General features: G+C 51.1%; 31 protein-coding genes, 1 pseudogene and 1 other annotated feature. Of the genes and pseudogenes, 14 read left to right on the top strand and 18 right to left on the bottom strand.

The window, feature by feature from the left end; all coding sequences use genetic code 11:
• Positions 1-124: 124 nt before the first annotated feature.
• Positions 125-376 (top strand): hypothetical protein, encoded by a 252-nt coding sequence (locus ACT3TY_RS16585; RefSeq protein ID WP_444628939.1) that lies wholly within the window; start codon positions 125-127, stop codon positions 374-376.
• 36 nt (positions 377-412) lie between these two features.
• Here the strand turns inward: ACT3TY_RS16585 and ACT3TY_RS16580 are convergent, their stop codons facing one another.
• Positions 413-730 carry an antibiotic biosynthesis monooxygenase family protein gene (locus ACT3TY_RS16580; RefSeq protein ID WP_192528075.1) on the bottom strand — a complete coding sequence of 106 codons (318 nt, stop codon included), beginning with the start codon at positions 728-730 and terminating at the stop codon, positions 413-415.
• 195 nt (positions 731-925) lie between these two features.
• Here ACT3TY_RS16580 and ACT3TY_RS16575 point away from each other — a divergent pair, with 195 nt between their 5' ends.
• From ACT3TY_RS16575 to ACT3TY_RS16555, 5 genes are all read left to right on the top strand, one after another.
• Positions 926-1,492, top strand: coding sequence for an isochorismatase family protein (locus ACT3TY_RS16575; RefSeq protein ID WP_192528076.1), 567 nt, complete (start codon positions 926-928; stop codon positions 1,490-1,492).
• Complete coding sequence (locus ACT3TY_RS16570; protein ID WP_444628938.1) at positions 1,467-2,450, top strand: GlxA family transcriptional regulator; 984 nt, start codon at positions 1,467-1,469, stop codon at positions 2,448-2,450. The genes ACT3TY_RS16575 and ACT3TY_RS16570 overlap by 26 nt, the downstream gene beginning before the upstream one ends.
• Before the next feature lie 106 nt (positions 2,451-2,556).
• Positions 2,557-3,360, top strand: a complete 804-nt coding sequence (locus tag ACT3TY_RS16565; RefSeq protein ID WP_444628937.1) for a helix-turn-helix domain-containing protein — start codon at positions 2,557-2,559, stop codon at positions 3,358-3,360.
• Between the two features lie 50 nt (positions 3,361-3,410).
• A complete protein-coding gene (locus ACT3TY_RS16560) occupies positions 3,411-3,866 on the top strand; it encodes a carboxymuconolactone decarboxylase family protein (protein ID WP_444628936.1) in 456 nt (151 codons plus the stop codon).
• Positions 3,867-4,002: 136 nt separating this feature from the next.
• Positions 4,003-4,788: a class I SAM-dependent DNA methyltransferase gene (locus ACT3TY_RS16555; protein ID WP_444628935.1), complete on the top strand. Its 786-nt coding sequence runs from the start codon at positions 4,003-4,005 to the stop codon at positions 4,786-4,788.
• On the opposite strand, the gene ACT3TY_RS16550 is transcribed toward ACT3TY_RS16555, so the two are convergent.
• Both ACT3TY_RS16550 and ACT3TY_RS16545 read right to left on the bottom strand, forming a co-directional pair.
• Positions 4,789-5,193 (bottom strand): DUF4019 domain-containing protein, encoded by a 405-nt coding sequence (locus tag ACT3TY_RS16550; RefSeq protein WP_087107621.1) that lies wholly within the window; start codon positions 5,191-5,193, stop codon positions 4,789-4,791.
• Between the two features lie 216 nt (positions 5,194-5,409).
• Entirely contained in the window at positions 5,410-6,453 is a 1,044-nt protein-coding gene (locus tag ACT3TY_RS16545; RefSeq protein ID WP_444628934.1) for a linear amide C-N hydrolase, read from the bottom strand.
• 272 nt (positions 6,454-6,725) lie between these two features.
• Between ACT3TY_RS16545 and ACT3TY_RS16540 the strand changes: the two genes are divergently transcribed.
• The 3 genes from ACT3TY_RS16540 to poxB are packed head-to-tail and all read left to right on the top strand — an operon-like array spanning position 6,726 to position 10,390.
• Positions 6,726-7,121 (top strand): hypothetical protein, encoded by a 396-nt coding sequence (locus ACT3TY_RS16540; protein ID WP_444628933.1) that lies wholly within the window; start codon positions 6,726-6,728, stop codon positions 7,119-7,121.
• A 21-nt stretch (positions 7,122-7,142) separates the two neighbouring features.
• A complete protein-coding gene (gene mqo, locus ACT3TY_RS16535; RefSeq protein WP_444628932.1) occupies positions 7,143-8,645 on the top strand; it encodes a malate dehydrogenase (quinone) in 1,503 nt (500 codons plus the stop codon).
• 8 nt (positions 8,646-8,653) lie between these two features.
• Positions 8,654-10,390, top strand: coding sequence for a ubiquinone-dependent pyruvate dehydrogenase (gene poxB / locus ACT3TY_RS16530; RefSeq protein WP_444628931.1), 1,737 nt, complete (start codon positions 8,654-8,656; stop codon positions 10,388-10,390).
• Positions 10,391-10,485: 95 nt separating this feature from the next.
• On the opposite strand, the gene ACT3TY_RS16525 is transcribed toward poxB, so the two are convergent.
• From ACT3TY_RS16525 to ACT3TY_RS16500, 6 genes are all read right to left on the bottom strand, one after another.
• Complete coding sequence (locus ACT3TY_RS16525) at positions 10,486-10,968, bottom strand: YehS family protein (protein ID WP_087107629.1); 483 nt, start codon at positions 10,966-10,968, stop codon at positions 10,486-10,488.
• 85 nt (positions 10,969-11,053) lie between these two features.
• Positions 11,054-11,476, bottom strand: a complete 423-nt coding sequence (locus ACT3TY_RS16520; RefSeq protein WP_444628941.1) for a tetratricopeptide repeat protein — start codon at positions 11,474-11,476, stop codon at positions 11,054-11,056.
• A 284-nt stretch (positions 11,477-11,760) separates the two neighbouring features.
• A complete protein-coding gene (locus ACT3TY_RS16515) occupies positions 11,761-12,066 on the bottom strand; it encodes a hypothetical protein (protein ID WP_444628930.1) in 306 nt (101 codons plus the stop codon).
• Positions 12,059-12,919: an AzlC family ABC transporter permease gene (locus ACT3TY_RS16510; protein WP_444628929.1), complete on the bottom strand. Its 861-nt coding sequence runs from the start codon at positions 12,917-12,919 to the stop codon at positions 12,059-12,061. Before ACT3TY_RS16510 ends, ACT3TY_RS16515 begins: the two co-directional genes overlap by 8 nt.
• 131 nt (positions 12,920-13,050) lie before the next feature.
• Positions 13,051-13,881 carry a helix-turn-helix domain-containing protein gene (locus ACT3TY_RS16505; protein ID WP_444628928.1) on the bottom strand — a complete coding sequence of 277 codons (831 nt, stop codon included), beginning with the start codon at positions 13,879-13,881 and terminating at the stop codon, positions 13,051-13,053.
• Between the two features lies 1 nt (position 13,882).
• Complete coding sequence (locus ACT3TY_RS16500) at positions 13,883-14,428, bottom strand: GNAT family N-acetyltransferase (protein ID WP_444628927.1); 546 nt, start codon at positions 14,426-14,428, stop codon at positions 13,883-13,885.
• Positions 14,429-14,705: 277 nt separating this feature from the next.
• Here ACT3TY_RS16500 and ACT3TY_RS16495 point away from each other — a divergent pair, with 277 nt between their 5' ends.
• Both ACT3TY_RS16495 and ACT3TY_RS16490 read left to right on the top strand, forming a co-directional pair.
• Positions 14,706-15,224 carry a BON domain-containing protein gene (locus tag ACT3TY_RS16495; protein WP_444628926.1) on the top strand — a complete coding sequence of 173 codons (519 nt, stop codon included), beginning with the start codon at positions 14,706-14,708 and terminating at the stop codon, positions 15,222-15,224.
• A gap of 44 nt (positions 15,225-15,268) precedes the next feature.
• Entirely contained in the window at positions 15,269-16,087 is an 819-nt protein-coding gene (locus ACT3TY_RS16490; protein ID WP_444628940.1) for a mechanosensitive ion channel family protein, read from the top strand.
• A 354-nt stretch (positions 16,088-16,441) separates the two neighbouring features.
• On the opposite strand, the gene ACT3TY_RS16485 is transcribed toward ACT3TY_RS16490, so the two are convergent.
• Together ACT3TY_RS16485 and ACT3TY_RS16480 are read right to left on the bottom strand one after the other, a co-directional pair.
• Positions 16,442-17,230 carry an HNH endonuclease gene (locus tag ACT3TY_RS16485; RefSeq protein ID WP_444628925.1) on the bottom strand — a complete coding sequence of 263 codons (789 nt, stop codon included), beginning with the start codon at positions 17,228-17,230 and terminating at the stop codon, positions 16,442-16,444.
• 785 nt (positions 17,231-18,015) lie between these two features.
• Positions 18,016-18,498, bottom strand: coding sequence for a GNAT family N-acetyltransferase (locus ACT3TY_RS16480; RefSeq protein WP_444628924.1), 483 nt, complete (start codon positions 18,496-18,498; stop codon positions 18,016-18,018).
• A gap of 19 nt (positions 18,499-18,517) precedes the next feature.
• On the opposite strand from ACT3TY_RS16480, the gene ACT3TY_RS16475 reads away from it, so the two are divergent.
• A protein-coding gene (locus ACT3TY_RS16475; RefSeq protein WP_444628923.1) for an IS3 family transposase occupies positions 18,518-19,734 on the top strand; the annotation gives its coding sequence in 2 pieces (ribosomal slippage) (positions 18,518-18,803 and positions 18,803-19,734; 1,218 coding nt in all).
• Positions 18,793-18,909, top strand: a sequence feature (AL1L pseudoknot). It overlaps the preceding gene by 117 nt.
• Positions 19,735-19,897: 163 nt before the next feature.
• On the opposite strand, the gene ACT3TY_RS16470 is transcribed toward ACT3TY_RS16475, so the two are convergent.
• The 5 genes from ACT3TY_RS16470 to ACT3TY_RS16450 form a co-directional block, all read right to left on the bottom strand.
• Complete coding sequence (locus tag ACT3TY_RS16470) at positions 19,898-20,641, bottom strand: class I SAM-dependent methyltransferase (RefSeq protein WP_444628922.1); 744 nt, start codon at positions 20,639-20,641, stop codon at positions 19,898-19,900.
• Between the two features lie 40 nt (positions 20,642-20,681).
• Positions 20,682-21,059 (bottom strand): VOC family protein, encoded by a 378-nt coding sequence (locus ACT3TY_RS16465; protein WP_444628921.1) that lies wholly within the window; start codon positions 21,057-21,059, stop codon positions 20,682-20,684.
• 165 nt (positions 21,060-21,224) lie between these two features.
• The gene (locus ACT3TY_RS16460) at positions 21,225-21,767 is read right to left on the bottom strand and encodes an AAA family ATPase (protein WP_444628920.1); all 543 of its coding nucleotides are present in this window, start codon (positions 21,765-21,767) and stop codon (positions 21,225-21,227) included.
• A gap of 96 nt (positions 21,768-21,863) precedes the next feature.
• Positions 21,864-22,424, bottom strand: a complete 561-nt coding sequence (locus ACT3TY_RS16455; protein ID WP_444628919.1) for a flavodoxin family protein — start codon at positions 22,422-22,424, stop codon at positions 21,864-21,866.
• A 45-nt stretch (positions 22,425-22,469) separates the two neighbouring features.
• Positions 22,470-22,895 (bottom strand): VOC family protein, encoded by a 426-nt coding sequence (locus ACT3TY_RS16450; protein ID WP_172118238.1) that lies wholly within the window; start codon positions 22,893-22,895, stop codon positions 22,470-22,472.
• 95 nt (positions 22,896-22,990) lie between these two features.
• Here ACT3TY_RS16450 and soxR point away from each other — a divergent pair, with 95 nt between their 5' ends.
• The gene (gene soxR, locus ACT3TY_RS16445; RefSeq protein WP_444628918.1) at positions 22,991-23,470 is read left to right on the top strand and encodes a redox-sensitive transcriptional activator SoxR; all 480 of its coding nucleotides are present in this window, start codon (positions 22,991-22,993) and stop codon (positions 23,468-23,470) included.
• Positions 23,471-23,599: 129 nt separating this feature from the next.
• On the opposite strand, the gene sugE is transcribed toward soxR, so the two are convergent.
• Complete coding sequence (sugE, locus tag ACT3TY_RS16440; protein WP_444628917.1) at positions 23,600-23,917, bottom strand: quaternary ammonium compound efflux SMR transporter SugE; 318 nt, start codon at positions 23,915-23,917, stop codon at positions 23,600-23,602.
• Between the two features lie 223 nt (positions 23,918-24,140).
• On the opposite strand from sugE, the gene ACT3TY_RS16435 reads away from it, so the two are divergent.
• A complete protein-coding gene (locus tag ACT3TY_RS16435) occupies positions 24,141-25,328 on the top strand; it encodes a DEAD/DEAH box helicase (RefSeq protein ID WP_444628916.1) in 1,188 nt (395 codons plus the stop codon).
• A gap of 134 nt (positions 25,329-25,462) precedes the next feature.
• Here ACT3TY_RS16435 and ACT3TY_RS16430 read toward each other — a convergent pair.
• Positions 25,463-25,599: pseudogene (locus ACT3TY_RS16430) on the bottom strand (transcription termination factor Rho); the annotation flags it as partial.

Genomic DNA, 25,599 nt, shown 5'->3' with positions numbered 1-25,599 from the left:
CTAGGGTTTATAGCGCTGTTTCCAGGAATTGGTGCAGGGCTTTACGCTTTGCTTGCCACCGTGCCTCTAAGTCCTAAAGTGTGGTTCGAGTGCATTAACGGCTCAAAGAATATGCTATGGCTATTTGGCTACCATCACTACATTGGGCTGTCTGATCACTTCCCTGGTAGGCTACAGCGTAGGCTTGCTGTTCTTGCTGGCGGCATTAATTGCTCGTGGCCTTCGCTACTATGGCTTAGCCTGGCTGGTTTATCGCTTTGGTAATCGAGTGCTGTTGCTATGGAAGCGCCACGCGTTGTTCACCAGCTTGATAGGGGGCGTAATAGTGCTGTTGGTTGCTCTGGGACTACAAGCACTCACGCGCTTGATGATGTAGCCGACATAAAGCAGAAGACCAGGAAAGTGGCACCCGCTAGATACCGTAATCCCGCTCGACCTTGGCAATTCGGGTTTTAAAGTGCTGATACCACTGCTGATGCCCAAGCCGCTGTGCTTCTTTATGTTCGGCATGCGCCTTCCACGCTTTAATCGAGGCCAGGTCAGACCAGTAGGAAACCGTAACCCCCACCTCATTTCGAGCCGATTCAACGCCTAAAAAACCTGGCTGCTGCATGGCTAACTCAACCATACGCTCCGCCATGTCATCATAGCCATCTTCAATACCCGTGCGCACAGAGGTGAAAATAACGGCGTAATACGGGGGTTCTGGAGTCGTTGCGATAAGGGCCATGAAGTTCTCTTGAGCTGAAAGCAGTTCAAAAAAGCATACCGTAGGCGAAGCAGTAGACTCCATAGCTAATTATTGGTTTTTACTCATCAAAACAATGATGTCCGATATTGTCCGGTTTTTGACCGATCAGCACATCGTTCGCGTACCTGAACCCTATTAGGCTATAGCCTTTCTGCACTACTATTGAGGCTTACCATGTCACGCTCGAACACCGCACTACTCATGATCGACATACAATCCTCCTTCCCTGCGCGTGATTATTGGGTAGAATCACTTGCTAAAGCGTGGCGCCCGAACCAGCGCGCCCTGTTAAACGCGGCAAAGGCCCATCAGATTACCGTTGTACGGATACTTCATGAAGAGCCCGGCAGCCAAGGTGCATTTGACCCCGCAAACGGCCTGGTTTGTCCGCTAGAGAATTTTAACGATGAGGTGGCCGTCACGTTTAACAAGCGTGTGCATAACGCCTTTAGCGATACGCTACTTGAAAGCTGGCTGCGCGAGCGCGGCATTACTCATCTTGTGATCAGCGGCATTCGCACTGAGCAGTGCTGCGAAACCACAGCACGCGTTGCATCAGACCTTGGTTTTAGCGTCGACTTCGTCAGTGACGCCACTTTAACCTTCCCCATGACGCGCCAGGGTATTACCTGGTCAGCGGAAGATATCAAAACGCGTACAGAGCTGGTTCTTGAAGAGCGCTTTGCGCGCATCATCAACACTACGGATGTCATCAATGAGTGGCAAAGCAAGTGTGAATGAACCATTACGAATTGCGGTATTGATGATGCCGGGGCAAGTACCGCTCGACTTGATTGGCCCGCTGCAGGTATTGCAATGCGCAAGCCGCCTGTCTATAGAGATTGACGTGCGTTATATCGGCCCGGAGGCAGCCTTGCAATGGCTCGGGCCGCTATCGCTTAGCGGCATAGATACGCTGCCTGAGCAGCTAACGCATCAGCATTTACTGCTTATTCCAGGGCAATACCGCAACAGCATTGAGCCATTGGCGCAGCAAACGTGTGTCGGCTGGCTCAGGGCCAACGCCCAGTATGCCGATACGCTGATGACGGTTTGCTCAGGCACGCTGCTGCTCGCTGAAACGGGCCTATTGAATGGACGACGTTGCACCACGCATCACTCGCTGCTTGATCAGCTACGCGCCAAAGCGCCCCTAGCCAAGGTACAGCGCGACTGCATCTTTATCGAAGATGGGCACTATTTAACCAGCGCGGGCATCTCGACCGGCGTCGATACCATGCTGTATTGGCTTACCCGTACATGCGGTCACCAGTTGGCCTTAAGCGTTGCGCGTGAGATGGTACTTTACCTTCGCCGCAGCGGACAAGAGCCCCAGCTGGGCGCCTGGCTTGAAGGGCGCAACCACGTGGATGAACGAATTCACCGGGTGCAAGACACCCTTTGCGCGGCTCCCTCACAGCCTTGGCGTGCGGAAATGCTCGCCACACAGGCCGCCATGAGCGAACGCCATTTTCGGCGGCGGTTTAAACACCTCACCGGCATGTTGGTAGGCGATTATATTGCGGGCCTGAGACTCCAGCGCGCCAAGGCGTTAATGACCGAAACCACTTGGACACTCGCGCACATTGCCGCTGAATCCGGGTTTGGAGATGAGCGCCAGCTGCGCAGAATCTGGTCACGGCAGGAAAGCATGTCGCCTAGCGTATGGCGCCGTTCTCAGCTACTCATACCGATTTGAGTATTGAGAGCTTCACTGCCCAAACAGTGCTTTCGTAGCCTATGTATTTGCAGTTTAATACAGCTTATGCGATGAAGCCCATTCATCAACAAAGCAGGTTGTCGCCATGGCCCACTTTATTCTGCCCGGTAACGCCGTTCATTTGAATTTCCAGCAGCGCCTGCCCGACACCAACCTTCGCACATGGGTGCAATGCCTTTGGTCGATGGGCGGGCAAAGCGCCCTTGCGCATCCCATCGTAGAAAAGCTTTACCCCGACGCAGGCGCCAGCCTCATCATCCACCTTGGAAGCTCTCGCCCCATCGTCACACTCTGCTTTAACAGACACATGTTGCTTGAGACGTTTGATACGTCCATCCCCCGTATGGGCATTCGGTTTAAACCGGCCAGTATGTATAGCCTCCTGGGCTTAGCCCCGGAACAGTGTATAGACGCGCATCTTTGCTTGGGCGATGACATAAAACCTTCCTGGATGAGCAGTTTAATGCCGGTGGTGGAGCGCCTTTATCAGCTTGATGCACCCAAAGGATTAGCCCTGCTTGAAACATGGCTTCTGGGTTTACTCAAAAGTCGACTAATGAGCAAAAGCCCCGTACCAGGAATTATCCAGGTTATTAACCAGTTACAGTTCCCACCTGAGCAGTTAGCTGCCAATGTTGGGTTAACACGACGCACCCTGGAACGTCGATTAAAACATGAAGTCGGTGTCTCGCCAGGCACATTGGTGACGTATGCTCGCCTCCACCGAGCGCGACGGTGCTTACTTGAAGCTGACCTGCCGCTATCAGAAATAGCGCTCCACTGTGGCTACTATGATCAGCCGCACTTTACCCACGCCTTCCAATCTTTTACCAACGAAACACCCGCCTCTTACCGCCAGCGCAAGTTGTCGCAAATTTACAAGGCCTAGTACGCACACCTTTATATGCTGAGACCTCACCAATCAACGAGGTCACTGCCATGTCTCAGCGTATTTCTCGACAAGTCGTTTACAAGCTAACCCCTCGCCTTGCTAAACATTTGGTGCCTCTGGGCGAAGTAGCGGCTAATAGCGCGGTAACGCCTGCCATCATCCACCTCGTTCAGCTACGCGTTTCCCAGATCAACCAGTGCTGCTTCTGCCAGCATATGCATACTCAGGAAGCCCGAGACGACGGCGAGCATCAGGTGAGGCTGGATGTACTGCCTGCCTGGCGGGAAGCCCCCTGCTTCAATGAACAGGAACGTGCAGCCCTTGAGTGGGCCGAAGCGCTTACGTTAATCAGCCAGCAGCCTGTTAGCGACACCGCCTACCAGAATGCTCTGGCCGCCTTTGGTGAGCAGGACCTTCTTGAGCTAACTACGGTGATTCTGGCCATTAATAGTTGGAACCGGGTGGCGGTAAGCATGCAGTTTGTGCCTGACATCTCGCTATAAACCGAAAAAGACATCGCAAGCCTGTGCAACGGCCTGCGATGTCTTAATCAAAATCCCCTTCCGCACTGCTGGCTTCTAAAAGCCGTCCCACTCGTTTACTATGCGCCACCCTCAATCCCAAGCTATCCAGGCTGCCATGTCTTTTAACGCACTCTATACCGATCTTTCTGGCTATTACGATGTGATGTGCGAAGACATCGACTACCGGGCGCAAAGCAACGCCGTGCAAAGGCTTCATCAAATTTTTGGTAACGGTGGCAACCTTCACCTCGATGTAGCGTGTGGTACCGGACCCCATGTTCGCCATTTTATTGATAATGGCTACGTGAGCAGCGGGCTGGATATTAACCAGCCCATGCTGGATATTGCCGCCACACGTTGCCCTGAGGCTCAGTTTACGTGTCAGGACATGGGCAACTTCCAGGTAAGCGACCCGCAGGATTTGATTACCTGTTTTTTATATTCAATTCACTACAGCGACGGAATTGAAAAGCTCAAAGCGTGTATTGAAAGTGCGCACAGCGCCTTAATGAGTGGCGGGGTTTTCTGCTTCAACGCAGTCGATAAAGATAAAATCGATAACAATCTATTTGTGAGCCACACCGTTAAAAAAGCTGACGATGCCTTCACGTTTCGTTCCGGGTGGCATTACAGCGGCAGCGGTGAAAAACAGGCCCTCAAACTTAGTATTGCAAAAACCAACGCGTGCGATACCCAAGTATGGAACGGCGAACACCCCATGGTCGCGGTTAGTTTTGCCGAGCTAATTACGCTGCTTAAGCCCTACTTTGAAGTGCACGTATTCGAGCACAACTTTGAAGCCATCACGCCGTGGAACAACACGTCGGGGAACGCCATTTTTGTCTGCGTGAAGATTCAACACCCCACGGTTATAGCAACGGGTCAATCCACTTGTTGCTGATCAGTACACATAGTATCCACTTACTTTCCAAACGCCGTCTTCAAAGTGCGGTGTAATGGTTTCGGTAATATCAGACTTGTTGGCAAAACGCGTTTGATAGGTGAACTTTTTATAATCATTTTTGGGAGCACCGGGCATAGAGGTTTGCGTGATGACGCGTGTGCGGCGTCTTGATTCCACCGACCCGAAGTCACGGCGCGCTGCGCTAATGGTCCGCTCCAGCATACTGGGTGAAAGCGGACTCTTCAGTAGCGGTGATGACTCCTCCCAAGCCAGCTCATACTCACCACTATCGATTGCATCAAGCCATGCCAGCGCCGCGGCCTCAGCCGCATCGGTATTCGCTTGAGCATAAGGTGCCAGCAGTAGCAGGGTCGTAATGAAACAGATCACGATTTTTGGCATGGATAACTCTGGGCAGCGATCAGTAAATAGGTGTGCTTAATTTAATATCGGTACCAGTCGCCATTACTTTAGTATTAATCACAATAATCGAACAAGCTAACGGTAGTTTTTTTCTATTCCTTGGCTTTATTAAGTAAGAGAAAGCCCCCTGTGCCAACCGCGACACAGAGGGCTATTTCATGAGCTAACTAGCAAAAAAACTGCCCTTAGCGCACCTTACAGGCCAGCAAACTCAAAGGGCTCGGCGTCCTCAAACGCGTTGACCGTATTGCCTGCATAAATACTGTTATTCTCGAGGCCGAGTTTGCGAACAGGCGCGCCCTCAGTAAAGTCGGCATCCTTCATATCCACCCAAAACGTGTTAGGCGTAAGTGCCGTCTCGAAATAATAAACAAGGTGTTTCTGATCAGATACCGCTCTCCACCTGGTGGAAGAAATATTCGGCTCCTCTGCTGATGAGATGCCGAAAGGAACAGACGCATTGCGAATCACGCTAAAGGCACTGCCAACAGCGACTCTTGTATCGCTCGTTTTAGGGATGGCATCCATGTAGAACGACGCTCTGACAAATCGATCCGCGGCACGGTTTGTGCCAGGCAGCATGACCAAGCCACCGATCTGTCTCCAGTAGTCGTCCAGCGAAAGTTGCTGCTCGAAGGTGGGCGAGTTTGTCACCACGTTGTATGACATATCGTGATGAATAGTGAGCTTACCGTCGATATACTCAAATATTGCGTTATCACCCTTGGCATCTGAAATTGACAGATGCAGAGTAGCAAATCGAGCGGTGCCCGGTATTTCAGCAGAGACGACCACAAAAGGCTCATCGCGCAGCGCCTCCACCGCCTCATCAACGGTCGCAAAATTGTCCAAAACATACTGGACCCATGCAGCCACGGAAAGCCCCTGGTCATCCGGCCCAAAGTCAGGATACTCTGCCTCAGCAAGCCATAGCAGGTTAGCCACCAAGCCTTTTTCGTTCATGCCATCGGTGCTTGCGATATCAAACGCGCTGGTAACGACACTTCCATACTGGGATGTCCAAGTGACGGAGTTGGGTCCAGCCGCACCATCACGCTCCATTCCCTTTGGAAACAACCATAGGTTCGGATGTATTTCGTCCCTCCAGTCCATGGAGCGCGCCGTGATAATCATGTCATCAGGGCCCTGATATACCGCGCGCGTGCATGCATCCGCTGTGATGGCCACGAACAAGGCACACATGCTTGCCGCTAGCGTTAATTTTTTTTTGATTCCCATGGTGGTTTCCTTTTATTTACAAACGTTATAGAGCCTGCCAGAGATAATTGGCGGCTAACAAGAAAAGCGCCAATCCCTTTTTTATAAAAAGAATAGCGGCATGGAGTCCCCAGCCCATGCCCATATTTAAATTATCAAATCCACTTCACCTTAAGCATAAATTTAGCTTTGGTCACGCATCTTATTTCACAAAATCCGAACTAGTATTTACACTCAGATGATTGCTCTATTTTTCATCACGTTTTGTCACTACTCACAATCAGGAGTCAGTAATGTTCCGATGTGTAAGGTTATGGACAGGCAGTAATCATCAATCGTGTTTTGAAGAAGGCTGGATTGATCTTCCCAAAGGCGAGCGCCACGACTCGCTCAGCGATGTCATCGAAACGACCAGCATCTCCTTTCGCGAAACAAGCGAAGGCGGTAGCTTTAGTTGGCATGACGCTCCCAACCGTCAATTCGTCTTAACGCTCAGCGGCACACTCACTTTCGAGACGCGCACGGGCGACTCATTCACGCTGCACCCCGGCGACATTTTATTGGCGGAAGACACCACAGGCGGCGGCCACCGCTGGCATCTAATCGATAACCAACCCTGGCGACGCGTGTATGCCATAGTGGCTCAGGATATCGATCTTCCCTTTATCAGCGCATCAAGTAAGTGTTGAGTTCATAAGCGGAGAACGTTCATGCCTACATCAACACAGATTCCCGAGCGGGCTGATATTGTAATGATCGGCGCGGGCATCATGAGTGCCACACTGGCAACTCTTCTCAAAGAGCTAGAACCTTCACTCAAGATTGTGGTACTGGAAACACTGAAAGATTGCGCCCAGGAAAGCTCCAATGGTTGGAATAACGCAGGTACCGGGCATGCCGCCAACTGCGAAATGAACTACACCCCTGCTCGCTCAGACGGCACGGTTGATATCAGCAAGGCGCTGGAGGTCAACACAGAGTTCGATATTTCACGCCAACTCTGGACCTATCTGGTCAAAAAAGGGGCCATTCCCAACCCACAAGCATTTATTAATCCCTGCCCGCACATGAGCTTTGTCTGGGGCGAGGATAACGTCAACTATCTACGCCAGCGCTTTAAACAGATGTCATCGCACCACTGCTATCCCGGGATGGAATATAGCGAAGACCCCGCGCAGATTGAGCAGTGGACTCCGCTCATCATGGAAGGACGCAGCGATGGCGAGCCCGTCGCGGCGACGCGCATCGTATCAGGGTCTGATGTCGACTACGGTGCGCTTACTCACCTGCTGTTCGGCCATTTGGCGCAGCAATCAGGATTTGAAATCCACTACTTAAAGCACGTGCAGGACATTGCGCGACAGAATGACGGCACTTGGCGCGTGGAAATGCACGATTCGCATAGCAAGCAGAAAGGGAGCATTCAGGCCGAGTTTGTCTTTATTGGTGCAGGTGGCGGCGCTATTGAACTGCTGCAAAAATCCGGCATTCCTGAAGGGCATGGCTACGGCGGCTTCCCCGTCAGCGGTATTTGGTTACGCTGCGATATAGACAGCATTAGTGAACGCCATCACGCCAAGGTGTACGGCAAGGCAGCCCATGGCTCGCCCCCCATGTCAGTCCCCCACCTGGACACACGCATTATTGGTGATAAAAAATCGCTGCTCTTCGGCCCTTACGCCGGTTTTTCATCTCGCTTTCTCAAGCAAGGCTCTCTTACGGATATGTTCCGTTCGGTACGGCCCGATAATGTGCTTCCCATGCTTGATGTTGCAAAGGATAACTGGCAACTAACGGAGTATCTTGTCTCCCAGGTACTGCAGAGCAAGAGCCACCAATTTGAGATGCTGCGCCAATACTACCCAATGGCACGCCATCACGATTGGACCCACGCCGTGGCGGGTCAGCGCGTGCAAATCATTAAACCCAGCCATGAAAAAGCCGGTGTTTTGGAGTTTGGCACCGAGCTAATCGCCTCATCCAATCACTCCCTCGCAGCGTTACTAGGCGCTTCACCTGGCGCATCAACGGCGGCCTTTATCGCGCTAGAGGTATTGGAGAAATGCTTTGCCGATAAGCTAACCAATGATGGCTGGCTCCCCCAACTCAAGACGATCATTCCCACCTACGGCGTCGACCTTAAAACGGATAAAGAGGCCTGCTACGACACGCGCAAGCAAACAGCCGCAACGTTAAACCTGGACTTTGTTTGAGGTCTCTCATGTCTATCAAAAACGTATCTGATTTAGTGATCGAAACGCTGGTGGAAAGTGGTGTCAAGCGGATCTATGGCGTTGTCGGCGACAGCCTCAACGGCCTCACTGAGGCCATACGTGAGCGGCCCAACATCGAATGGGTGGGCCTGCGGCATGAGGAAGTTGCCGCATTCGCGGCCAGCGGCGAATCACAACTAACCGGTAGCCTGGCCGTTTGTGCAGGCTCTTGCGGCCCCGGCAACCTGCACCTTATCAACGGTTTGTTCGATGCCCACCGCACGCGCACGCCGGTGCTGGCCATTGCCGCGCATATTCCCTCGTCAGAGATCGGCGGCGGCTATTTTCAGGAAACCCACCCCCAAGAACTGTTTCGTGAATGCAGCCACTACTGTGAGCTGGTCTCCGACGCCAGCCAATTACCTTATGTGCTGGACAATGCCATTCGTGCCGCCGTTGGGCAGCGTGGCGTTGCGGTCGTGGTGCTGCCTGGCGATGTTGCGCTACGCGCCTCACCGATTAAAACGGTAACGCCGCGCCATGGCTTATTACCACCCACGCCACGCGTGGTGCCCGCCAAAACCGAAGTGGAAGCACTCGCCAAACTGCTCAATGATGCAGAGCGCATCACGCTCTTCGTTGGCCGGGGCTGTGCCGGTTCACACGCCCAGCTAATGCAATTGGCCGATGCGCTTAAAAGTCCCATCGTGCACGCACTCGGCGGCAAAGAGCATGTCGAATATGACAACCCCTATGATGCTGGCATGACCGGCTTCATCGGGTTCTCATCAGGTTACGCGGCCATGCAGGAGTGCGACCTGCTGCTGATGCTGGGCACGGATTTTCCGTATAAACAGTTTTTACCGCAAAAGACCAACGTCGTGCAGGTCGATATTCGCCCTGAAAACCTGGGCAGGCGTGCCAAGCTGGCATTGGGCGTGGTCGGCGATATCGGGTTAACCATTGAAGCCATTCTGCCAGAGCTTAATACGCGCAGTGACCGGCACTTTCTGGATGCAGCGCTGGCCCACTATGTTAAGGCGCGCGAAGGCCTGGACAAACAGGCGCAGAATCACTCAGGCCACTCGCCTATACACCCACAGTACCTTGCGCGCTTGTTGAGCGAAAAAGCCAATGAGGATGCGATTTTTACTGCCGATGTAGGAACGTGCACGGTCTGGTCGGCACGCTACCTTAAAATGAACGGCCAACGTCGTCTTATCGGCTCGTTCTCGCATGGCTCGATGGCTAACGCCATGCCTCAGGCGATTGGCATTCAGTACGCGCAGCCGGGTCGGCAAGTTATTACGTTCTCCGGTGACGGTGGCCTTTCAATGCTGATGGGCGATTTACTGTCACTCAAACAGCACAACATCCCGATCAAAATCGTCATCTTTAATAATGGGGTGCTCGGCTTCGTCGCGCTTGAAATGAAAGCAGCCGGTTTCATTAACACGGGCGTAGACCTGGATAATCCCGACTTTGCTGCCGTCGCAAGCGCAATGGGCATTTATGCCCGCCGTGTTGAAAACCCTGACGAGCTGGCCGACGCCATCGATAGCGTATTAGCCCACGATGGCCCCGCCCTACTGGATGTAGTGACAGCCAAACAAGAGCTGGTACTGCCGCCTACCATCGGCATGGAGCAAGTCAAAGGGTTTAGCCTCTGGGGGCTACGTGCCGTCATGGATGGCAGCATGCACGAAGTAATTGATCTGGCCAAAACCAACCTGCTAAAGCGTTAGGTTCTGTTTGAAAACGCTTAAAAGCAAATGGCCATTCGCATTGAATGGCCATTTTTTACTTCTGAATCCCTGTAAATCGCAGCGGCGTGACAACCTCAGACTTCTTCTGAACCCTTGGATTCAGGGCGTTGCTGGAACTGAAGGCCCATTAAAAAATTACGCAACACCTGGTCTTTACACTCGCGATAATTTTTATGGGTAGGCTTGCGAAAGAAAGCGCTTAACTCATGGTTGCTTAACCGAAACTCAGCCTGCTCAAAAATAGCTAAAATATCGTCGGCTTTTAAATTCAGCGCAATGCGCAGCTTCTGGAACACCATATTGTTGTTCAAGTTGCTTTCTGGCGCGGGCTGCTCGCCGTCGCGCTTCCCACGCTTATAGCTAATAAATCCGTTAAGAAACGCGGCCAACTCGCGGTCTCTCATCTTGAGGAATTTTTCGTCTTCCTCCTTTTTCAGCCACCCGGACACCTGCTCCTCAGATACAGTGAACTCTGCCAGCGCGAAAACTTTCAATACGGCAGTATCTTTTAAATCAAAGCAGTACCGGATACGGCGAAAAATATCATTATTGGTCAAACGACAGCTCCTGGTCTTAGGAAAACCCAGCACAATCCCGTTGGATGTGCATTTATCAAGATCATCATGGTAACAACAAAGCCCGCTATTTCGCTGTCAGTTTTTCAAGCAGCTCATCAATTTCTGCTTTCAAATCTTTATCTTCAATCTTGTTGGCGCTGATTTTGGCATTTTGCAGATGTTGAATAGCAGCCTCTTCCTGGCCCAACTCAACCTGCAGGGTCGCCATTGAAAAACCGATAGACGACAGGTGGTCTTTAGAATTGGCGACCTCGGCTTTGTGAAGCGCCTTTTCATACATCACCAGTGCGTCATCCAGCTCTTCGGTAAAATCCGCCAACGTTTCCCACTGCTCTGGATGATCCTTATCCGTATTTTCATGCTCGATACAAATAGCGCCCAGCTCTGCATAAAGCGAATCAAACGCTTCTCGATCTTCCTTCTCAGCCGCCTTCATCAGTTTTTCAGCCAACTCATAAACGGCCTTGTAAATTTTGGTATTGATCACGTCAGCTACCTTCAACAGTAAAATGAGAATCGACTGATAAACTCGCCGATACGACCCGATATGCGCGCCCACACTACGGCAATTGGCGATGGGGCGCATTATACCCATGAAGCGCTCTCTTGAAGGCTTTTACGACAGTAACGTCGAGTTGGCGATTGAAAAAACCTCTACTCGCTTAAGACAAACTACCGACCACCCGCAATATCAATAAACGAGCCGGTCACGAAACATCCGCTAGGAAGACTATTGCACTGCAGAGTGTCATAAGAATAGGCGTACAGTCATCACCATGCCGTCAATAAGTAATACGACACGCAACCGCATAGCATTCCCACGAAAAGGCCGCCGAGGTTCAGATAAGCCAAGATGGCAGTAATGGCCAAGGCGGTTAGTGTGGGGCCAATGGCTATTTGCACTTCCTGCAACACAATGTAGATGATGAAGTTCAGAAAAACAGAGGAGGGAAGAATTGTTTCCATCCACCTCATCAGCCCAAGGGGAAACTGAAAATCGTAGATGACAGGCAATACGCGAACCAGCAGGCTCGTAAGAGAAAGGACCGCGATGGCGGTAATGATGCCATTATTCATGTTTTTTCCATTTACTCAGAACGATGGCCGTTATGATTACGCTGGGAATCCAGAAAAAAGTTGGCCCCAACCACTCATGAAAAGTACCGGCCAATAACAGGCAGGCCGCGACCATCAGCGGCAGCCTGCGGTAAAGCCCTGCTACATGCCGCTTTAGCTGGGAAACAGACAAGTAAACCAGCACCACGCTGGCCGGAAACCCCAGATGAATATCCGTACTCAGCCATGCATCGGGAATGATCTGACCTATCAACGCGCCCAGCACCCCGGCGCCCACCCAGAACAGGAAGATAATCAACCGAATAACCAGGGTTTCTTTCGCAGTATCGCTGTTTCTCTCCGTGGCGTAAGCCTCATCGCCCAGCAGGTGGGCCGCAAACATTCTGGCCCATGAGCGCTTTGGCAATCTTTTGGTCGTGGTCAACGCAATTGGCAAGTAACGGCTGTTGATCGATGCACAGATGATCAGCATGGTCAGAAAGCTGGCATTGGTCTCGGCCAGAGGAAGCACGGCAAACTGGCCGCTGCCCGTAAAGCCGAGTAAGCTGACGGCCAACACCTCTAGCATGCTCCAATCTGCCCGATGTGCGAGCACTCCGAAAAGCATGCTCACCGGGATAATGGCAATCGCGGAGGGCAGCGCCCTGACTAAAGGCCGGGCAGTAGCCGATGCTCTTTCTTGCGCCCCCCTGCCAAGATTGGAAAAATCGCGCATGAGTCGGCCTCTAAATAAACCGACGTTGTCACCCTCGGCCCCCGCCGATGGCTCAACCTTGCGGTGAAGTTTCATGATATGCCTCGATGAAATGCTTCCAGATGGGAGATTTTCGCCTTCTCGGCAACGCCAAAGCATTCACCGCCCCTGAGACCAACCAGGCACGCAAATCACTCAGGCGCGTTGTTCAGGCTTGAAGCAATTCTGACGCTTGAGTTGAAAAGCGTCTTGTACGATCGTGCAAGTTTGAGGCAATGGCTTGGCCGCCATTAAGGGGGTTCAACAACTGTGCCAAGGGCGTGGCGGTGAAGCAAATCTGCCCAGCGACCGGGTGGCAGGCCGTATGCGTTGGAAAAATGGCGGGTCATGTGGCTTTGATCCGTGAAACCACAGGTTGCTGCGACTTCCACCAATGCCACCCCAGCGCCAATCATGCGTCGAGCCTTATCAAGACGACGCAGGGTCAGGTATCGGTAGGGGCTCGTTCCAAACAAGGCCCGAAAATCTCTCGACAGACTCCATCGATCCATACCGGCGACCTGTTCAAGGCGTACCATGGTGACCTCTTCAGCACAGGCATCGAGCATGAACTGCCGAGCTAGCTCGGCCGCTTTATAATCAACCCTTCTTCTCCGCCTTGCTTGACCGGAGACATCCTCCAGCGCCTGGACGATATCGAAGATCCCGTCATCCTCTTCTAGGCTATCCAACCGAGTATCGAGATGCACAAGCATACGAGAAATGGCAGAGATGATGCGCGGGTCTGATGAAACTCCTTCCGCAACGAACGGCAAGGGTCTCCCGCCTAGCACTCGTTGAATCGTCTCTGGCGAGATGTACAGTATCTTATAGTGAAACCCCTCCTCCGTGCCCGCTTCGCCATCGTGCAGCTCATCCGGATGTATCACCACCGCGTTTCCCGGCAAGCTATACCGCAGAGACTTGCGGTAATTAAAACCATGCACGCCGTTAAGCGTAATCCCTAGAGCATAGGTATCGTGTCGGTGAGGTGTGAATCCATGGCCCGAAAAGAACGCCTCCATTCTTTCTATTCTGGCAGTAGATTTTGAAACCCGGGTCCAATCCCTGCTCCACTTCATCTTATAATCCTGGTTGGGGAGCAGCGTGATGCCCACTCCACTGCGCCAACATCTGGCGATATAGCCTTACTTCACGCCCATGAAATTCATGGACGTCGAAATGTTTAAATCCCACCTTGAGTGCGACCTTTTGCGACGCTACATGATTGGGCTCTATCAGGGCCACCACCGAAGGCACTCGCTTTTTCCCAAAGGCATGATTCAAAACCGCCCGGGCCGCCTCGGGCGCAAACCCTTTATTCCAGTAACAAGTTGCCAGCCGGTATCCAAGGCCGAACTCTTCGCTGCCACTTACCTCTTCCGGTCCAACGCCGCAAAAGCCGATCAGTGTATTCGAGTTCTTTTCCACCAGCGCCCAAGGCCCGTCTCCATGGGTTGTATAACACGCCAAATACCACTGGATAAACCGCTGCGTCATGGGCTCATCGCAAACGCCGCGAATCGAGTATTTCATCACCTCAGGGTTGCTGAGAATCCGAGTTAGCGCTGGGGTATCATTTAAAGAGAGCGCCCGAATCAATAGGCGCTCCGTCTCGCAATTTTGCACACCGTGCTCCTTCATTCACTTACCGCTCACTTATCTGTTGGCCTTGCACTACAGTTGAATCATGACGTGCTGGCGACGCTTCAGACAAAGGCTAACAGAGGCCGACACTGGACGCTTAATCCACCAAGGCGAATGTCTTGATGACATCACCCGTCAACGCCTGTATGAAAAAACCCACTAGACTGAAGTGGGCACAGCACTATGGAAGAGCCGTTTGGGCTTGGTACGTCAATGTCACATAAATACGTGGCATTCAGTGAAGAAAAAAAGGATGGTTATGGCCGCTTCTTGTACCCTTTTTAGCGCAGGCAAGGCCCTTCGGGTAGGTAGTCAACTACTGTTACTACTGAGCATACTGTTGGGAGTACCCGTTCACGCTTCGGTTGAGAATGCCACTCCCCCCTCCAACCTTGGTAGCGTAGGCACCGACAGTACTCAGATCGAAACCACCCCCTCACCGCTTAAGGATGAAGAGATTCGTCAGCGCATCAGCGGTATTTTCTCTGAAATTGAGGGGCTGGGCGCGGTCGAGGTCAGCGTTGTTCAAGGCGTTGTCTCGCTAGCGGGTGAAACGGCTAACGAAAGAAAAGCTCAGCAGGCGCTTGGTTTAGCCAACCGACTGACCGATGTGGTCACGGTCGATGACCATATTAACCGCACGCTAGACGTTCAGGAAAACGTCACCACCGCTTATCACGGCTTGAGAGCCAGAGGTCATAACCTGGTTAAAGCGCTGCCCCTTTTATTGGTGGGCTTTCTGATATTTGGGCTGGTGACCTGGTTTGGCAACGAGTAACGCCTAACACGTTCGTCGCCGAGCTATTGGCACAAACCATCAAGGTGATTTTCATTGTTCTCGGGCTGATCATGGCGTTAAGCCTAATAGGCGCCGAGACGATTATCGGTACCCTACTGGGTGGTGCTGGGGTGATCGGTATCGCCATTGGTTTTGCCGTCAAAGACACCATAGAAAATTACATCGCCTCCTTGATGCTCAGCATTCGCCAACCCTTTCAGGCGCGCGATCACGTGGTTATCAACGATAGAGAAGGCATCGTGGTACGCCTGACCTCGCGCGCCACCATCCTCATGACGCTAGAGGGAAATCAACTTCGTATCCCTAACGCCGATGTTTTCAAGGGCATCATTCTCAATTACACCCAGAACCCGGAACGCCGCTTCACTTTCGAGCTGGGAGTAGGTGCCAATAACGACCCCTTGGCCGCCATCAAGGTGGGCCTTGATACGCTTAGATCATTAGCATTCGTGCTAAACGAGCCCAAAGCCATTGGCTTTATCACGCGCGTCGGCGATTCCAATATCGTGCTGGAGTTTCAAGGATGGGTAAATCTGTCCACGACCGACTTCGGCAAGGCCCGCAGCATTGCCATATGTAAAACCAAGCATGCGCTGGAACACCACGGTTTTAGTCTGCCAGAGCCTATTTACCGCTTGAGCTTCAATCCCAACATTGAGCAGGCGCTAACACACCTACCGATTCATAAAAGCCAGACCGATATTGATGCGACACCGCCCACCACCGCCCACCACCGCCCAGGGTTCCCAAACGGCGGTACCGCTGAGTCTCCCGGGCAACAGAAACGAGCCACAGCCCACCTCACACGCCAAGCAAACCCTACACGGCCAGCAAGCCGATGATGTGCTTGATGCGCGCGCTGATCACAAACTGATGGAAAAAGTAGACCAAGAGATCGCTCAAAACGCCAATGAAACGGATTTGTTGAGCCAGCACTCGGCGCGGGAGTAGATATTACGTAGTTTTATAAGAAATTGGTCACCTAATAAGGGCGTGCCCTGCTCCTGAAAGCCATTAGGTGACCGCATGACAATATGAACAAAAAATGGCTTTTGGGCAAAATTACGGCTTGAAGTAGCTAACCCATGCATCACGATTTATCAATAACTCGCAATCAGCGCACCTCATTTCAAAATAAAAGCAGGGAATCAAACTAATTCTGCAGATTGTCCTAAGTCGTCGATAAGCTCACATATTTAAACTCCAAAATGCAACTCTCTGTGACAATTGGGGCATACTGCTATTGCATTATCTACTGTGTCTTCTCCACCATCCACAAGTCTGACTTTATGATGAACTTCTAAATAATGAGAGTTGTCTGTACGTCGTCTAAACGGCGCTATTTTATTGCATTTTTGGCATCTACCCTGTGCCTCATAAAGAACCTCAGCGACAACATCAGGATTTCTCAAAAAAACTTTAGTCGAGACTTTAGCAGTGCCGGGTAGTCGATTTGCTTGAGAAAGCCTCTCGCGTCGCTCCTCCGGGGTACGTTGAATAGCTCTGTTTAGTTGTTCACCAAACTTCGCCTCCAGGTCGTATAATTCTCCTGCTGGGACCTGAGCATACTGTTCAACCAACTCATCCAATAAAGACGCGACAAATGGATCGAGAGGGCTTTGAAATGATAGGCCTTGACGGCAAAAATGACGCTGAAAATTGCTCCACCTCTCATCACCCTTCATTTTAGGTAGGCGACGACTTAACTCTTCTTCATCTAGTGCTATCAACCGGGGTACCGGATTCACATTAGCAAGCCTAATTCTGTATGGTCGTTTATTTTTTTCCTGATAATAATGGCCGGTGATTTCATACAAACCGCAAAGTTCATAAAAATCTCTTAAGCGATTTTTTTGGATAACATAAACCAGATCACCCACTTTTGTTTGCTTTTGTTTATATTCTTGAGCTACTCCATACCCACCAGATGGTTCAAAATCAGATTTATTGTTTGGACCGTGATATGCATAAAAATATTTTTTCATTCATCTATTCCGAAGAGACTAAATTTTAAAAAAAGCTTCACGCCCGTTCTTCCGCCCAAGCCTGTGTCGAGCATGATTAACTATTTCTAATCCAATGTATTATACCCAGCATTTTAGCGTAGACAAATCTCTTAAAAAAGTGATGACTAAAAGTAGGGACTTTCTTGAGCTACACGCCAAAAGGGTCTGTTTAAGCAGTACCAAACTTACAAATAGCACAATAGTTTTTTAACAAAACATCTCGACAATATTCAGCTTATAAACAAGATATAGTGCGTTCGCGCCTATAGTATCTATCAAAAACCACGCGTCAGAGTCGAAAGACTGGCAGAAACTTGCCAGGAACTGGCAGCGCATGCTGGATAGCCGCATTGCATACTAGCTAATTCCGCTCAATAGCTTATTTCGGCAGTTCGTGCATGGCCAGCTTCCCCACGGCATAACCCATGGATAAACTGGCGGAGATGGAAAGCGGTCAATTTACTTTAATGTCGCAAAATTAAACGGCGACGCCGATTAGCTGGATAATTTTGCATGATGCGCCATTTCTTGCCCCTGTCATAGGTGATTTTCAACCCAGTTGACCAACCCGAATGTTGACATGCTCTTCGGTGCTAAGCTCGATTTATGACATGAGGAAATACCTTAGCGAAATGCTCAGGTGTTACACCTAATTTCTGCGACCATGTAGTTTATTCAAATACCTCGTAATGACTCGGCACCAGGATCGCTTGCGGGCGCTGTTACACCTTCTTTCAAGCTTATTTTCCCTGAGATTATTTTTTTCATGTTGAGCTAATTGGGCCTGGAAACACCTTACTCTCACTAGCAGAAATTGAGTTATCACTAAACTCTACGTACAGCCGTAACGCGTCTTGATGCTGTATGCCATCTTCAAGAATCGGCTCAGGGTAATTATTCAAAAAATAGTTTTTAACCACATGATCAACTCTAAACCCATGGCGTTGGTAATAGGTCAGCTGATATCCAAAAGTGCCAGTGCTTAATTCCACACGCTGTGTTTTTTTGCTTTTCAGCTCAGACAAGGCAAAGCTCAGTAGTCCAGAACCAAGGCCCTGCTGCTGAAATTCCGGGTAAACCGAGATATTAAATATTTCAGCGATGTCGGTGTTAATAGGTTTTGTGACACAGGCACCAACGACGTTTCCGTTTAGCTTTGCCGCGAAGCACCAAGCGCCATCCAAATACGATGCGATGCTCTGCTCAGAAGGATCGGTGAACCGCCCCGGCTTTACCGGAGACTCCATATCTTGAGAGGATGGAGTTATGAACTCACCAAAACGATATTCCCCAGAAGTCCGAGAGCGAGCTGTTCGATTAGTCCTTGAACAGCAAGGCGAATACCCGTCCAAGTGGGCGGCGATCTGCTCCATTGCCAGCAAGTTTGGCTGTACACCAGAGACCTTAAGAGCCTGGTGCAAACGCTCAGAACTCACGCAGGAAGATAGCTCGGCTAACCTGCCTGAAAATGAACGACTCAAGCAGCTAGAGCGTGAAAACGTCGAATTGAAGCGCGCTAATGAAATTCTCCGCAAGGCGGCTGCTTTTTTCGCCCAGGCGGAGCTCGACCGCAAACCCAATTGATGGTGTCATTTATCGACGAGCATCGTGCTCAGTTCGGGGTCGAGTCGATTTGTAGCCAGCTGCCAATCGCCCCATCGACGTATTACCACCACAAGGCACTTGAGACTGATCCTGAGCGGCGGGCAGATCGATATCGGCAGGATGCGTTTCTTACCGCTGAGATTCAGCGAGTGTGGGAAGAAAACTTCTGCGTCTACGGTGCTCGTAAGGTCTGGCGGCAACTCCGCCGTGAGGGCGTTAATGTTGCTCGTTGCACCGTAGAGCGACTCATGCGCCGCCTGGGAATTCGCGGCGTGGTGCGAGGCCAACGCCCCTTCACGACGATCAGTGATCCCGGCCAGAAACGAGCACCTGATTTAGTGAAACGTGACTTTACGGCCATGCGTCCTAATCAGCTTTGGGTGGCCGATTTCACGTATGTCGCTACCTGGTCTGGCTTCGTTTACGTTGCGTTCGTTATCGATGTTTATGCACGCTGTATCGTGGGTTGGCGTGTAGCAACGTCGATGAAAACGGGATTGGTACTGGACGCTCTGGAGCAAGCCCTGTGGGCACGAAAGCACAGGCAAGGGTTAATCCACCATAGTGATAGAGGAAGCCAATATCTCTCGATCCGCTACACAGAGCGTATGGCTGATGAGGGTATCGATGCCTCAGTCGGCACCACCGGTGACTCCTACGACAATGCGCTGGCCGAGACCATCATCGGCTTATTCAAAACGGAGGTGATTCACCATCGTGGACCATGGAAAGGGCGAGATGCCGTTGAGTATGCCACGCTGGGATGGGTTGACTGGTTTAACAATCGCCGACTGCTGGAACCCATAGGAAACGTTCCACCAGCAGAACGAGAAAGGATGTATTATCGTCATTTGGAGGAGTCGGGTGAAGCTGCCTGACTCAAACAAACCGGTCTCCGGAATAACCGGGGCGGTTCACGGCTTCCAGTAAAAGCTGGGTGGGAATGTCACTGGCATTGACTTCTAGATAGTCCATTCTTATCTCAAGCCCATAACGATGGAGATTAGTACCGCTGAGTTACAGCATTCATGGAGGCCTTTATTAGCTACCCATGTACTCCAAAATTTCATACGAGTAGGCATATTTAAATGCCCCTGTGATGTCGATTCCTGAAAGTTCTTGACGCAATTCAGCAGCTATCACCTCAAGCCTTTTTCCTTTACGCACCGCCTCTTCAATATTGGACTGAGTAGATAAATAGCCGATCAGCGTTTCAAGCGTAAATTCTATGGGAAACCACCCGTTGTCGCTGGCAATAACGGAAAGCTCTTCATCATCTGCCAGTTTTATATCATCAAATCGATTACGTGGCGGTGAGGGATAGTGCTTGAAATATTCGTTACGAAGCCAATGATTAAACTGTTCAGAGGTGGTGTGGCCCGCGAATGCAAAATCATAGATGAGCCAGACAGCCCCAGGGCTAGACGCAGCTTTATAAGAGGCAATCGCCCGCGCGCCATCAAACCAATGAAACGCCATACACGTAGAAATGAGGTCGAAGCGGCCTTGTTGGGGAAGCGCAGAGTAGTCCGCTTTTCTCACAGAGAGGCCACGCTTTTGCGCTATGGTCAGCATCTCATCGGATGAATCAACCCCTATGACGCTCTGGCTAAGCGCCAGAAGTGGAATGGTAGAATCACCGGTGCCACACGCCACATCAACCACACGTTCAAAGTGCCTACCCTTAAAATGCTGCTGCATTTTTTGAACGACAGCCTCATGGGTTTTGGGTCGATATTGGTCATACCGCTTCCCCGCGCCAACCTCAGTGAAGTACTGGGCCATGTGTGCTCCCTGTGCAGTTGATTGTTAGCTGGATGCATGCTTATTTGTGGCAAACAGCTTCTATATTGTAGCCATCCAGCTCGAGAATAAAGGCTGCATAATAGTTTGCATGGTAGTGAGGCCTGTAACCCGGCACGCCATTGCATTTGCCACCACACTTCATTGCTGCCTCGTAGAAAGCATTAACTTCATTGTGTGTTTTGGCTCGAAAAGCAATATGGCTTCTGGGTGAATGAGGCGTTGCCTCTGAAATCCAAAAATCACCGCCAGGGTCATCGCCCATATTTTCTTGCGAGCCAAACCCTATGGATGTGCCAAAATCCAAACAGATTTTGTAGCCAAGAGTTTTAAGAACCTCACTATAAAACGCTCTACTCAACGCGATGTTAGATACATTAATTCCTGTGTGATCAATCATTTTTCATATGTCTATCGCTATTTCGCTGACGGTATTCAGCGCCAAAGTTCCTTCGGCTTCTGAATCCAATTGAGCAAGCAGCTCGCCACGGGCATTCCAAGCAGCCGACTAATCGTCACGGATAAAATCATCGCTTGGCCCCACACAGTTCGCCATGATCACCGGCTAAAAGCGATTTGTCAGGGCTTTTACGCTCTTCACAATGTACGAAGCACGTTCATAGGCGCTGCCCCTCGGGACATTCAGTGTTTCGTACCCCCATTGGCAATACCACCTTTTCATCCCTTCAAACACCTCTACAGCCTCCTCGAACGTTTGATCACGTTCTGAATCCTTACCGTAGATTTCCTCCCATGGAGGCAGAAGAAAGACGATATTGTTATAAGGGAACGCTTGAACGTATTCCGCGATTTCACTGTGCGTTAACGCGCTTTCCGCTTCAAGCATGTACAGCGCATCCAGCACCCCGCGATCAAAGAACATCACATCGCAGGCGCTTGCATCGCGGTACTTATCGATATCCGCGCTGAGTATTTGCTGGGCAAAAGCGACCGGGTCCGGCCGAGGTGATAATCCCGCTGCTAACCGCTCCTTGATGATTCTCCTGGCAGATTCGAGCACAAAGGGGTAGCCACACTCCCCCAATACGCTGAGAAGTGTTGTTTTTCCGGCGCCGGGGCCGCCGGTGAGAACGAAACGATGGTTCATATTATCCTTAACAATAAAGCTCAACGGTCGCGAAGCCGCTCAGGGGCTTAACGAACAGCTGTAACGCATTAAAGCTTTAACTTCCTTTTTCCTCCTTCACGCCGCGAGCTTTCGAGCGGTTTGTACTACCCGCTGACCTAAATAACGCGCAGTAAGTAAGTCCGTTTCATTGAGATCAGTATCCACGGAATGGGCAATAAGTCCGGACTGTGCACCAAGCCTGTTACGCATTGCAGGATCATAGTTGCCCGGTGTATCCAGACCCACCCAAAACATACCGTGTTGACTAGCGAACACTTGCAGGTACTGAATGGTACTCAGTTGATCACCACTTAAGTTAGCACCAATGGTAAAACCAGCGGCTATTTTGTTTGCCCATGCTTGCCTTGCCCACCACTCACTTGTGGCATCCGTAAACGCTTTAAACTGTGCTGATACGCAGCCCATATAAGTAGGTGAGCCAAAGATAATCGCATCAGCATTATCTAGTTGCCGCAGCAGCTCGATGTTACGAAAACGCCCTTCAACAATATCGGCGCCAACAATTTCTACTGCGACCACTTCAACACCAGGTTCCATTGCAGCACCTGATGCAATCGAGTGGGCCAGCTTTTTGGTAGTGCCTGTTACAGAATGAAAAATCACGACGACTTTCACTACATTATCCCCCTTCCGTTGCTCTGATTCTTTCTACACTGCTGGTTACAGCGCATCACGATTTAAATTACGCTCTGCCGGTATATCACTCAGATACTCAACAAACTCCACCTCAAACCCCGCTGGGTCAACGAAGTAAACGTTTTTACGAAACGGCTCGGTGGCACCCGGTTTGGCTACGGCAAAGCCCGCGTTATTTAATCGAGCCACTACGGCATCCAGGTTATCGGTCACGTAGGCAAAGTGGGCCAGGCCCACACTATGGCCTTCCAGCGCTCGGTTCTGTCCTTCGCCATGATCGCTTAACGCCAAGTAATGCCTTTCATCACCAAAGTGCACCCACTTGCGCGGTTTGCCGTACCACTCACCCTGCCCCTCATCGCGTATATGCCAGTGTGGGAAAGCAGCGCGGTAAAACTCCAGCATGGCATTCATATCAGCAACGACCAGATTCACGTGTTCCAGGTACATATTGTTCTCCTTGCGTGGGTTCGGATAAAAGGTTAAAACCTCAACCCAAGTTGAGGTAAAGCTTTTTTTGAACCAGAAGAAAAACGGGAGCGAGAATGGCGGAGGCAAACTGGAGTGTCGGCAAAGTCGCCAAGCGCTGCGGCATTAATATCAGCGCCCTGCACTTCTACGAACAGCAGGGGCTAATTCAAAGCTCACGCAATGCGGGCAACCAACGCCGCTATAAACCGGAGGTGCTAAGGCGCATTTCAGTGATTAAAGCCGCGCAAAAAGTGGGCGTCAGCTTGGACGAGGTCAAGCAAGCTTTCGAGTCACTGCCCAATAACCGCACGCCCACGGTGGAAGATTGGCAGCAGCTATCCCGGAATTGGCAGCGCATGCTGGATGGCCGCATTGCCTACCTGCAAACGCTGCGCAATAACTTGAGCGGCTGTATCGGCTGCGGCTGTTTAAGCATGACCCGCTGCCCGCTGTATAACCCGGATGATGAGTTGGCGGAGGCGGGTAGTGGCCCAGTGCTGTTGGATCAGGCGGAGGAGCGGGCTGCCGGTGATAAACATCATCAAGCGTCATGAACAATAACAGTGGCATTAACAGAGCAGATTTCGACAACGTACTTTCAACAACGTACTCCCGGTGGCCTTTCGGGTAGCACGCCCCGGTACGCTTAATGAACGGGCAGCCACTAGCGGCTTCCATGGATATCAGGCGTGGGCGAGTTTAAGCCCGACAAGCCCCGCAACGATCAGCGTTAAACTCATTAGTTTGAGTACGCCCAAAGATTCGCCAAACAGCACGATGCCTAAAATGGCCGTCCCCAATGCGCCAATCCCTACCCATATCGCGTAAGCGGTACCCACGGGCAGGGTTTTCAGCGCTAGGCCCAGCAGTAGAAAACTCGTCACTAGCGAAAGTAGCGTCCAGGCGGTCGGCCAGAGTTTTGTAAAGCCCACCGAATATTTCAGCCCGATGGCCCAGCCGATCTCCAGAAGGCCCGCTACAAACAATATAAACCAGCTCATGTATTCCTCATCGTCGATTGCTTAATCAATTCTCTGACTCGATTATCTCATAATGGCGCACGGCGTTGCGGGTCAGCCTGCCCTATTCGGGATTTGGATGCGGAGCAGCAAGGCATGTGCAAAGCGCACGCAACACGGTAAATCAGCGCTACTACAAGCACTACGTTATACTGCGGCATATTTTCATTTCGACACCCCTTACGACATCCCGTCAGAGTCCCCTATGTCATTTGCAAAACTAGGCTTATCCAGCCCACTTGTTCAAGCGATTACCGAACTTGGTTACAAAGCCCCAACGCCAATTCAGGAACAGGCGATTCCTGCCATTCTTTCGGGTAACGATTTAATCGCCACCGCACAAACCGGAACAGGCAAAACCGCTGCCTTCGTTCTGCCTCTGCTGGAAAGATTTAGTACAGCGGGAACGCTACGCGGCAAACGCATCCGCGCGCTGATCCTCGTACCGACCCGCGAGCTAGCGGTTCAGGTCGAAGCCAGCGTGGCTCAATACGCTAAACATCTGCACTTAACGTCTATGGCGGTGTATGGCGGTGTGGATAGCGAACCTCAAAAACAGCGTTTAATAGAAGGGATTGATATCCTCGTCGCCACACCGGGCAGATTGCTGGATTTGGCGCATCAGCGTGCGCTGCACTTTGATGAACTCAAGGCCATGGTGTTGGACGAAGCGGACAGAATGGTCGACATGGGCTTTGTCGACGATATCAACAAAATCATAGAACGCCTGCCTGAAAACCGTCAGAACCTGCTGTTTTCGGCCACCATGAATGGCGACGTTCGGGCGCTGGCCTACGGTTTTTCAGACAGCAAGATGACCGACCTGGCATCTGAAATATCCATTTCTCCCAACATTCGCGCCGCCGCGACTATCAAACAATGGCTAATCGCGGTAGACAAAGACACAAAGTCCGCCCTGCTGAGCCACCTGATTAACGAGCAAGCGTGGGATCAGGCGCTTATTTTTATCGAGAAAAAACATGGCGCGGCCAAGCTGGTTGACCAACTCGCAAAGCGTGGCATCAAAGCGGATTCCATTCATGGCGACAGAAGCCAGGCCATGCGCGAAAAGATTTTGGCGCAGTTCAAATCTGGCGAGCTAAAGTACCTGGTCGCCACGGGGGTTGCCGCACGGGGGTTGGATATTGGCGAGCTAAGCCGTGTGGTGAATTACGATTTACCCTTTCAGCCAGAAGAGTACATTCACCGTATTGGCCGAACCGGCCGCGCGGGTGCCTCAGGTGAAGCCATCTCGTTTGTCGCCTTGGCTGACTTTAAAAATCTTTGTGCCATTGAAAGGCGATTAAACAGCATCATTGAGCGCAGAGAAATTGCAGGCTTTCCGGTTCGAAAAGTAGTGCCCGCTTCAAACCTGAATTTTAAGAAAAAGTAATCGTTAAACCTTGCCAATGAAGCTCACCTCTTAACGAATAAAAGGTGGGCTTCTCTGCTAAAGGCGTTTGCAATTAAGGCCTGTTTAAACAAATCATGGGTAAGCAGTGTAGCCGTTAAAGGTCTTGCTAACGACTAGGCGGAGCCTGGTGAAAACGTGTCCAATAGCTCAGCATTGGTTGGATATTTCTCCAATAGCTCAAACAGCTTCTGCGCGCCTTCGACTGGCTTGAGCTGGGTCAACGCTCTACGCAGTGTGCGTACTTTTTCAA

The sequence above is a fragment of the Halomonas sp. AOP22-C1-8 genome, from assembly GCF_052378905.1.
In the GTDB taxonomy this organism is placed as follows: Bacteria; Pseudomonadota; Gammaproteobacteria; order Pseudomonadales; family Halomonadaceae; genus Vreelandella; species Vreelandella citrativorans.
Note: the sequence above shows the minus strand (reverse complement) of the source record. Positions and strands in the feature narration are given on the sequence as shown.

Coding starts and splice junctions, on each gene's coding strand:
- ACT3TY_RS16580 (WP_192528075.1), bottom strand. CDS start 730: ATGGCCCTTATCGCAACGACTCCAGAACCCCCGTATTACGCCGTTATT.
- ACT3TY_RS16575 (WP_192528076.1), top strand. CDS start 926: ATGTCACGCTCGAACACCGCACTACTCATGATCGACATACAATCCTCC.
- ACT3TY_RS16570 (WP_444628938.1), top strand. CDS start 1,467: ATGAGTGGCAAAGCAAGTGTGAATGAACCATTACGAATTGCGGTATTG.
- ACT3TY_RS16565 (WP_444628937.1), top strand. CDS start 2,557: ATGGCCCACTTTATTCTGCCCGGTAACGCCGTTCATTTGAATTTCCAG.
- ACT3TY_RS16560 (WP_444628936.1), top strand. CDS start 3,411: ATGTCTCAGCGTATTTCTCGACAAGTCGTTTACAAGCTAACCCCTCGC.
- ACT3TY_RS16555 (WP_444628935.1), top strand. CDS start 4,003: ATGTCTTTTAACGCACTCTATACCGATCTTTCTGGCTATTACGATGTG.
- ACT3TY_RS16550 (WP_087107621.1), bottom strand. CDS start 5,193: ATGCCAAAAATCGTGATCTGTTTCATTACGACCCTGCTACTGCTGGCA.
- ACT3TY_RS16545 (WP_444628934.1), bottom strand. CDS start 6,453: ATGGGAATCAAAAAAAAATTAACGCTAGCGGCAAGCATGTGTGCCTTG.
- ACT3TY_RS16540 (WP_444628933.1), top strand. CDS start 6,726: ATGTTCCGATGTGTAAGGTTATGGACAGGCAGTAATCATCAATCGTGT.
- mqo (WP_444628932.1), top strand. CDS start 7,143: ATGCCTACATCAACACAGATTCCCGAGCGGGCTGATATTGTAATGATC.
- poxB (WP_444628931.1), top strand. CDS start 8,654: ATGTCTATCAAAAACGTATCTGATTTAGTGATCGAAACGCTGGTGGAA.
- ACT3TY_RS16515 (WP_444628930.1), bottom strand. CDS start 12,066: ATGAATAATGGCATCATTACCGCCATCGCGGTCCTTTCTCTTACGAGC.
- ACT3TY_RS16510 (WP_444628929.1), bottom strand. CDS start 12,919: ATGCTTTGGCGTTGCCGAGAAGGCGAAAATCTCCCATCTGGAAGCATT.
- ACT3TY_RS16505 (WP_444628928.1), bottom strand. CDS start 13,881: ATGAAGTGGAGCAGGGATTGGACCCGGGTTTCAAAATCTACTGCCAGA.
- ACT3TY_RS16495 (WP_444628926.1), top strand. CDS start 14,706: ATGGCCGCTTCTTGTACCCTTTTTAGCGCAGGCAAGGCCCTTCGGGTA.
- ACT3TY_RS16485 (WP_444628925.1), bottom strand. CDS start 17,230: ATGAAAAAATATTTTTATGCATATCACGGTCCAAACAATAAATCTGAT.
- ACT3TY_RS16480 (WP_444628924.1), bottom strand. CDS start 18,498: ATGGAGTCTCCGGTAAAGCCGGGGCGGTTCACCGATCCTTCTGAGCAG.
- ACT3TY_RS16470 (WP_444628922.1), bottom strand. CDS start 20,641: ATGGCCCAGTACTTCACTGAGGTTGGCGCGGGGAAGCGGTATGACCAA.
- ACT3TY_RS16465 (WP_444628921.1), bottom strand. CDS start 21,059: ATGATTGATCACACAGGAATTAATGTATCTAACATCGCGTTGAGTAGA.
- ACT3TY_RS16460 (WP_444628920.1), bottom strand. CDS start 21,767: ATGAACCATCGTTTCGTTCTCACCGGCGGCCCCGGCGCCGGAAAAACA.
- ACT3TY_RS16450 (WP_172118238.1), bottom strand. CDS start 22,895: ATGTACCTGGAACACGTGAATCTGGTCGTTGCTGATATGAATGCCATG.
- soxR (WP_444628918.1), top strand. CDS start 22,991: ATGGCGGAGGCAAACTGGAGTGTCGGCAAAGTCGCCAAGCGCTGCGGC.
- sugE (WP_444628917.1), bottom strand. CDS start 23,917: ATGAGCTGGTTTATATTGTTTGTAGCGGGCCTTCTGGAGATCGGCTGG.
- ACT3TY_RS16435 (WP_444628916.1), top strand. CDS start 24,141: ATGTCATTTGCAAAACTAGGCTTATCCAGCCCACTTGTTCAAGCGATT.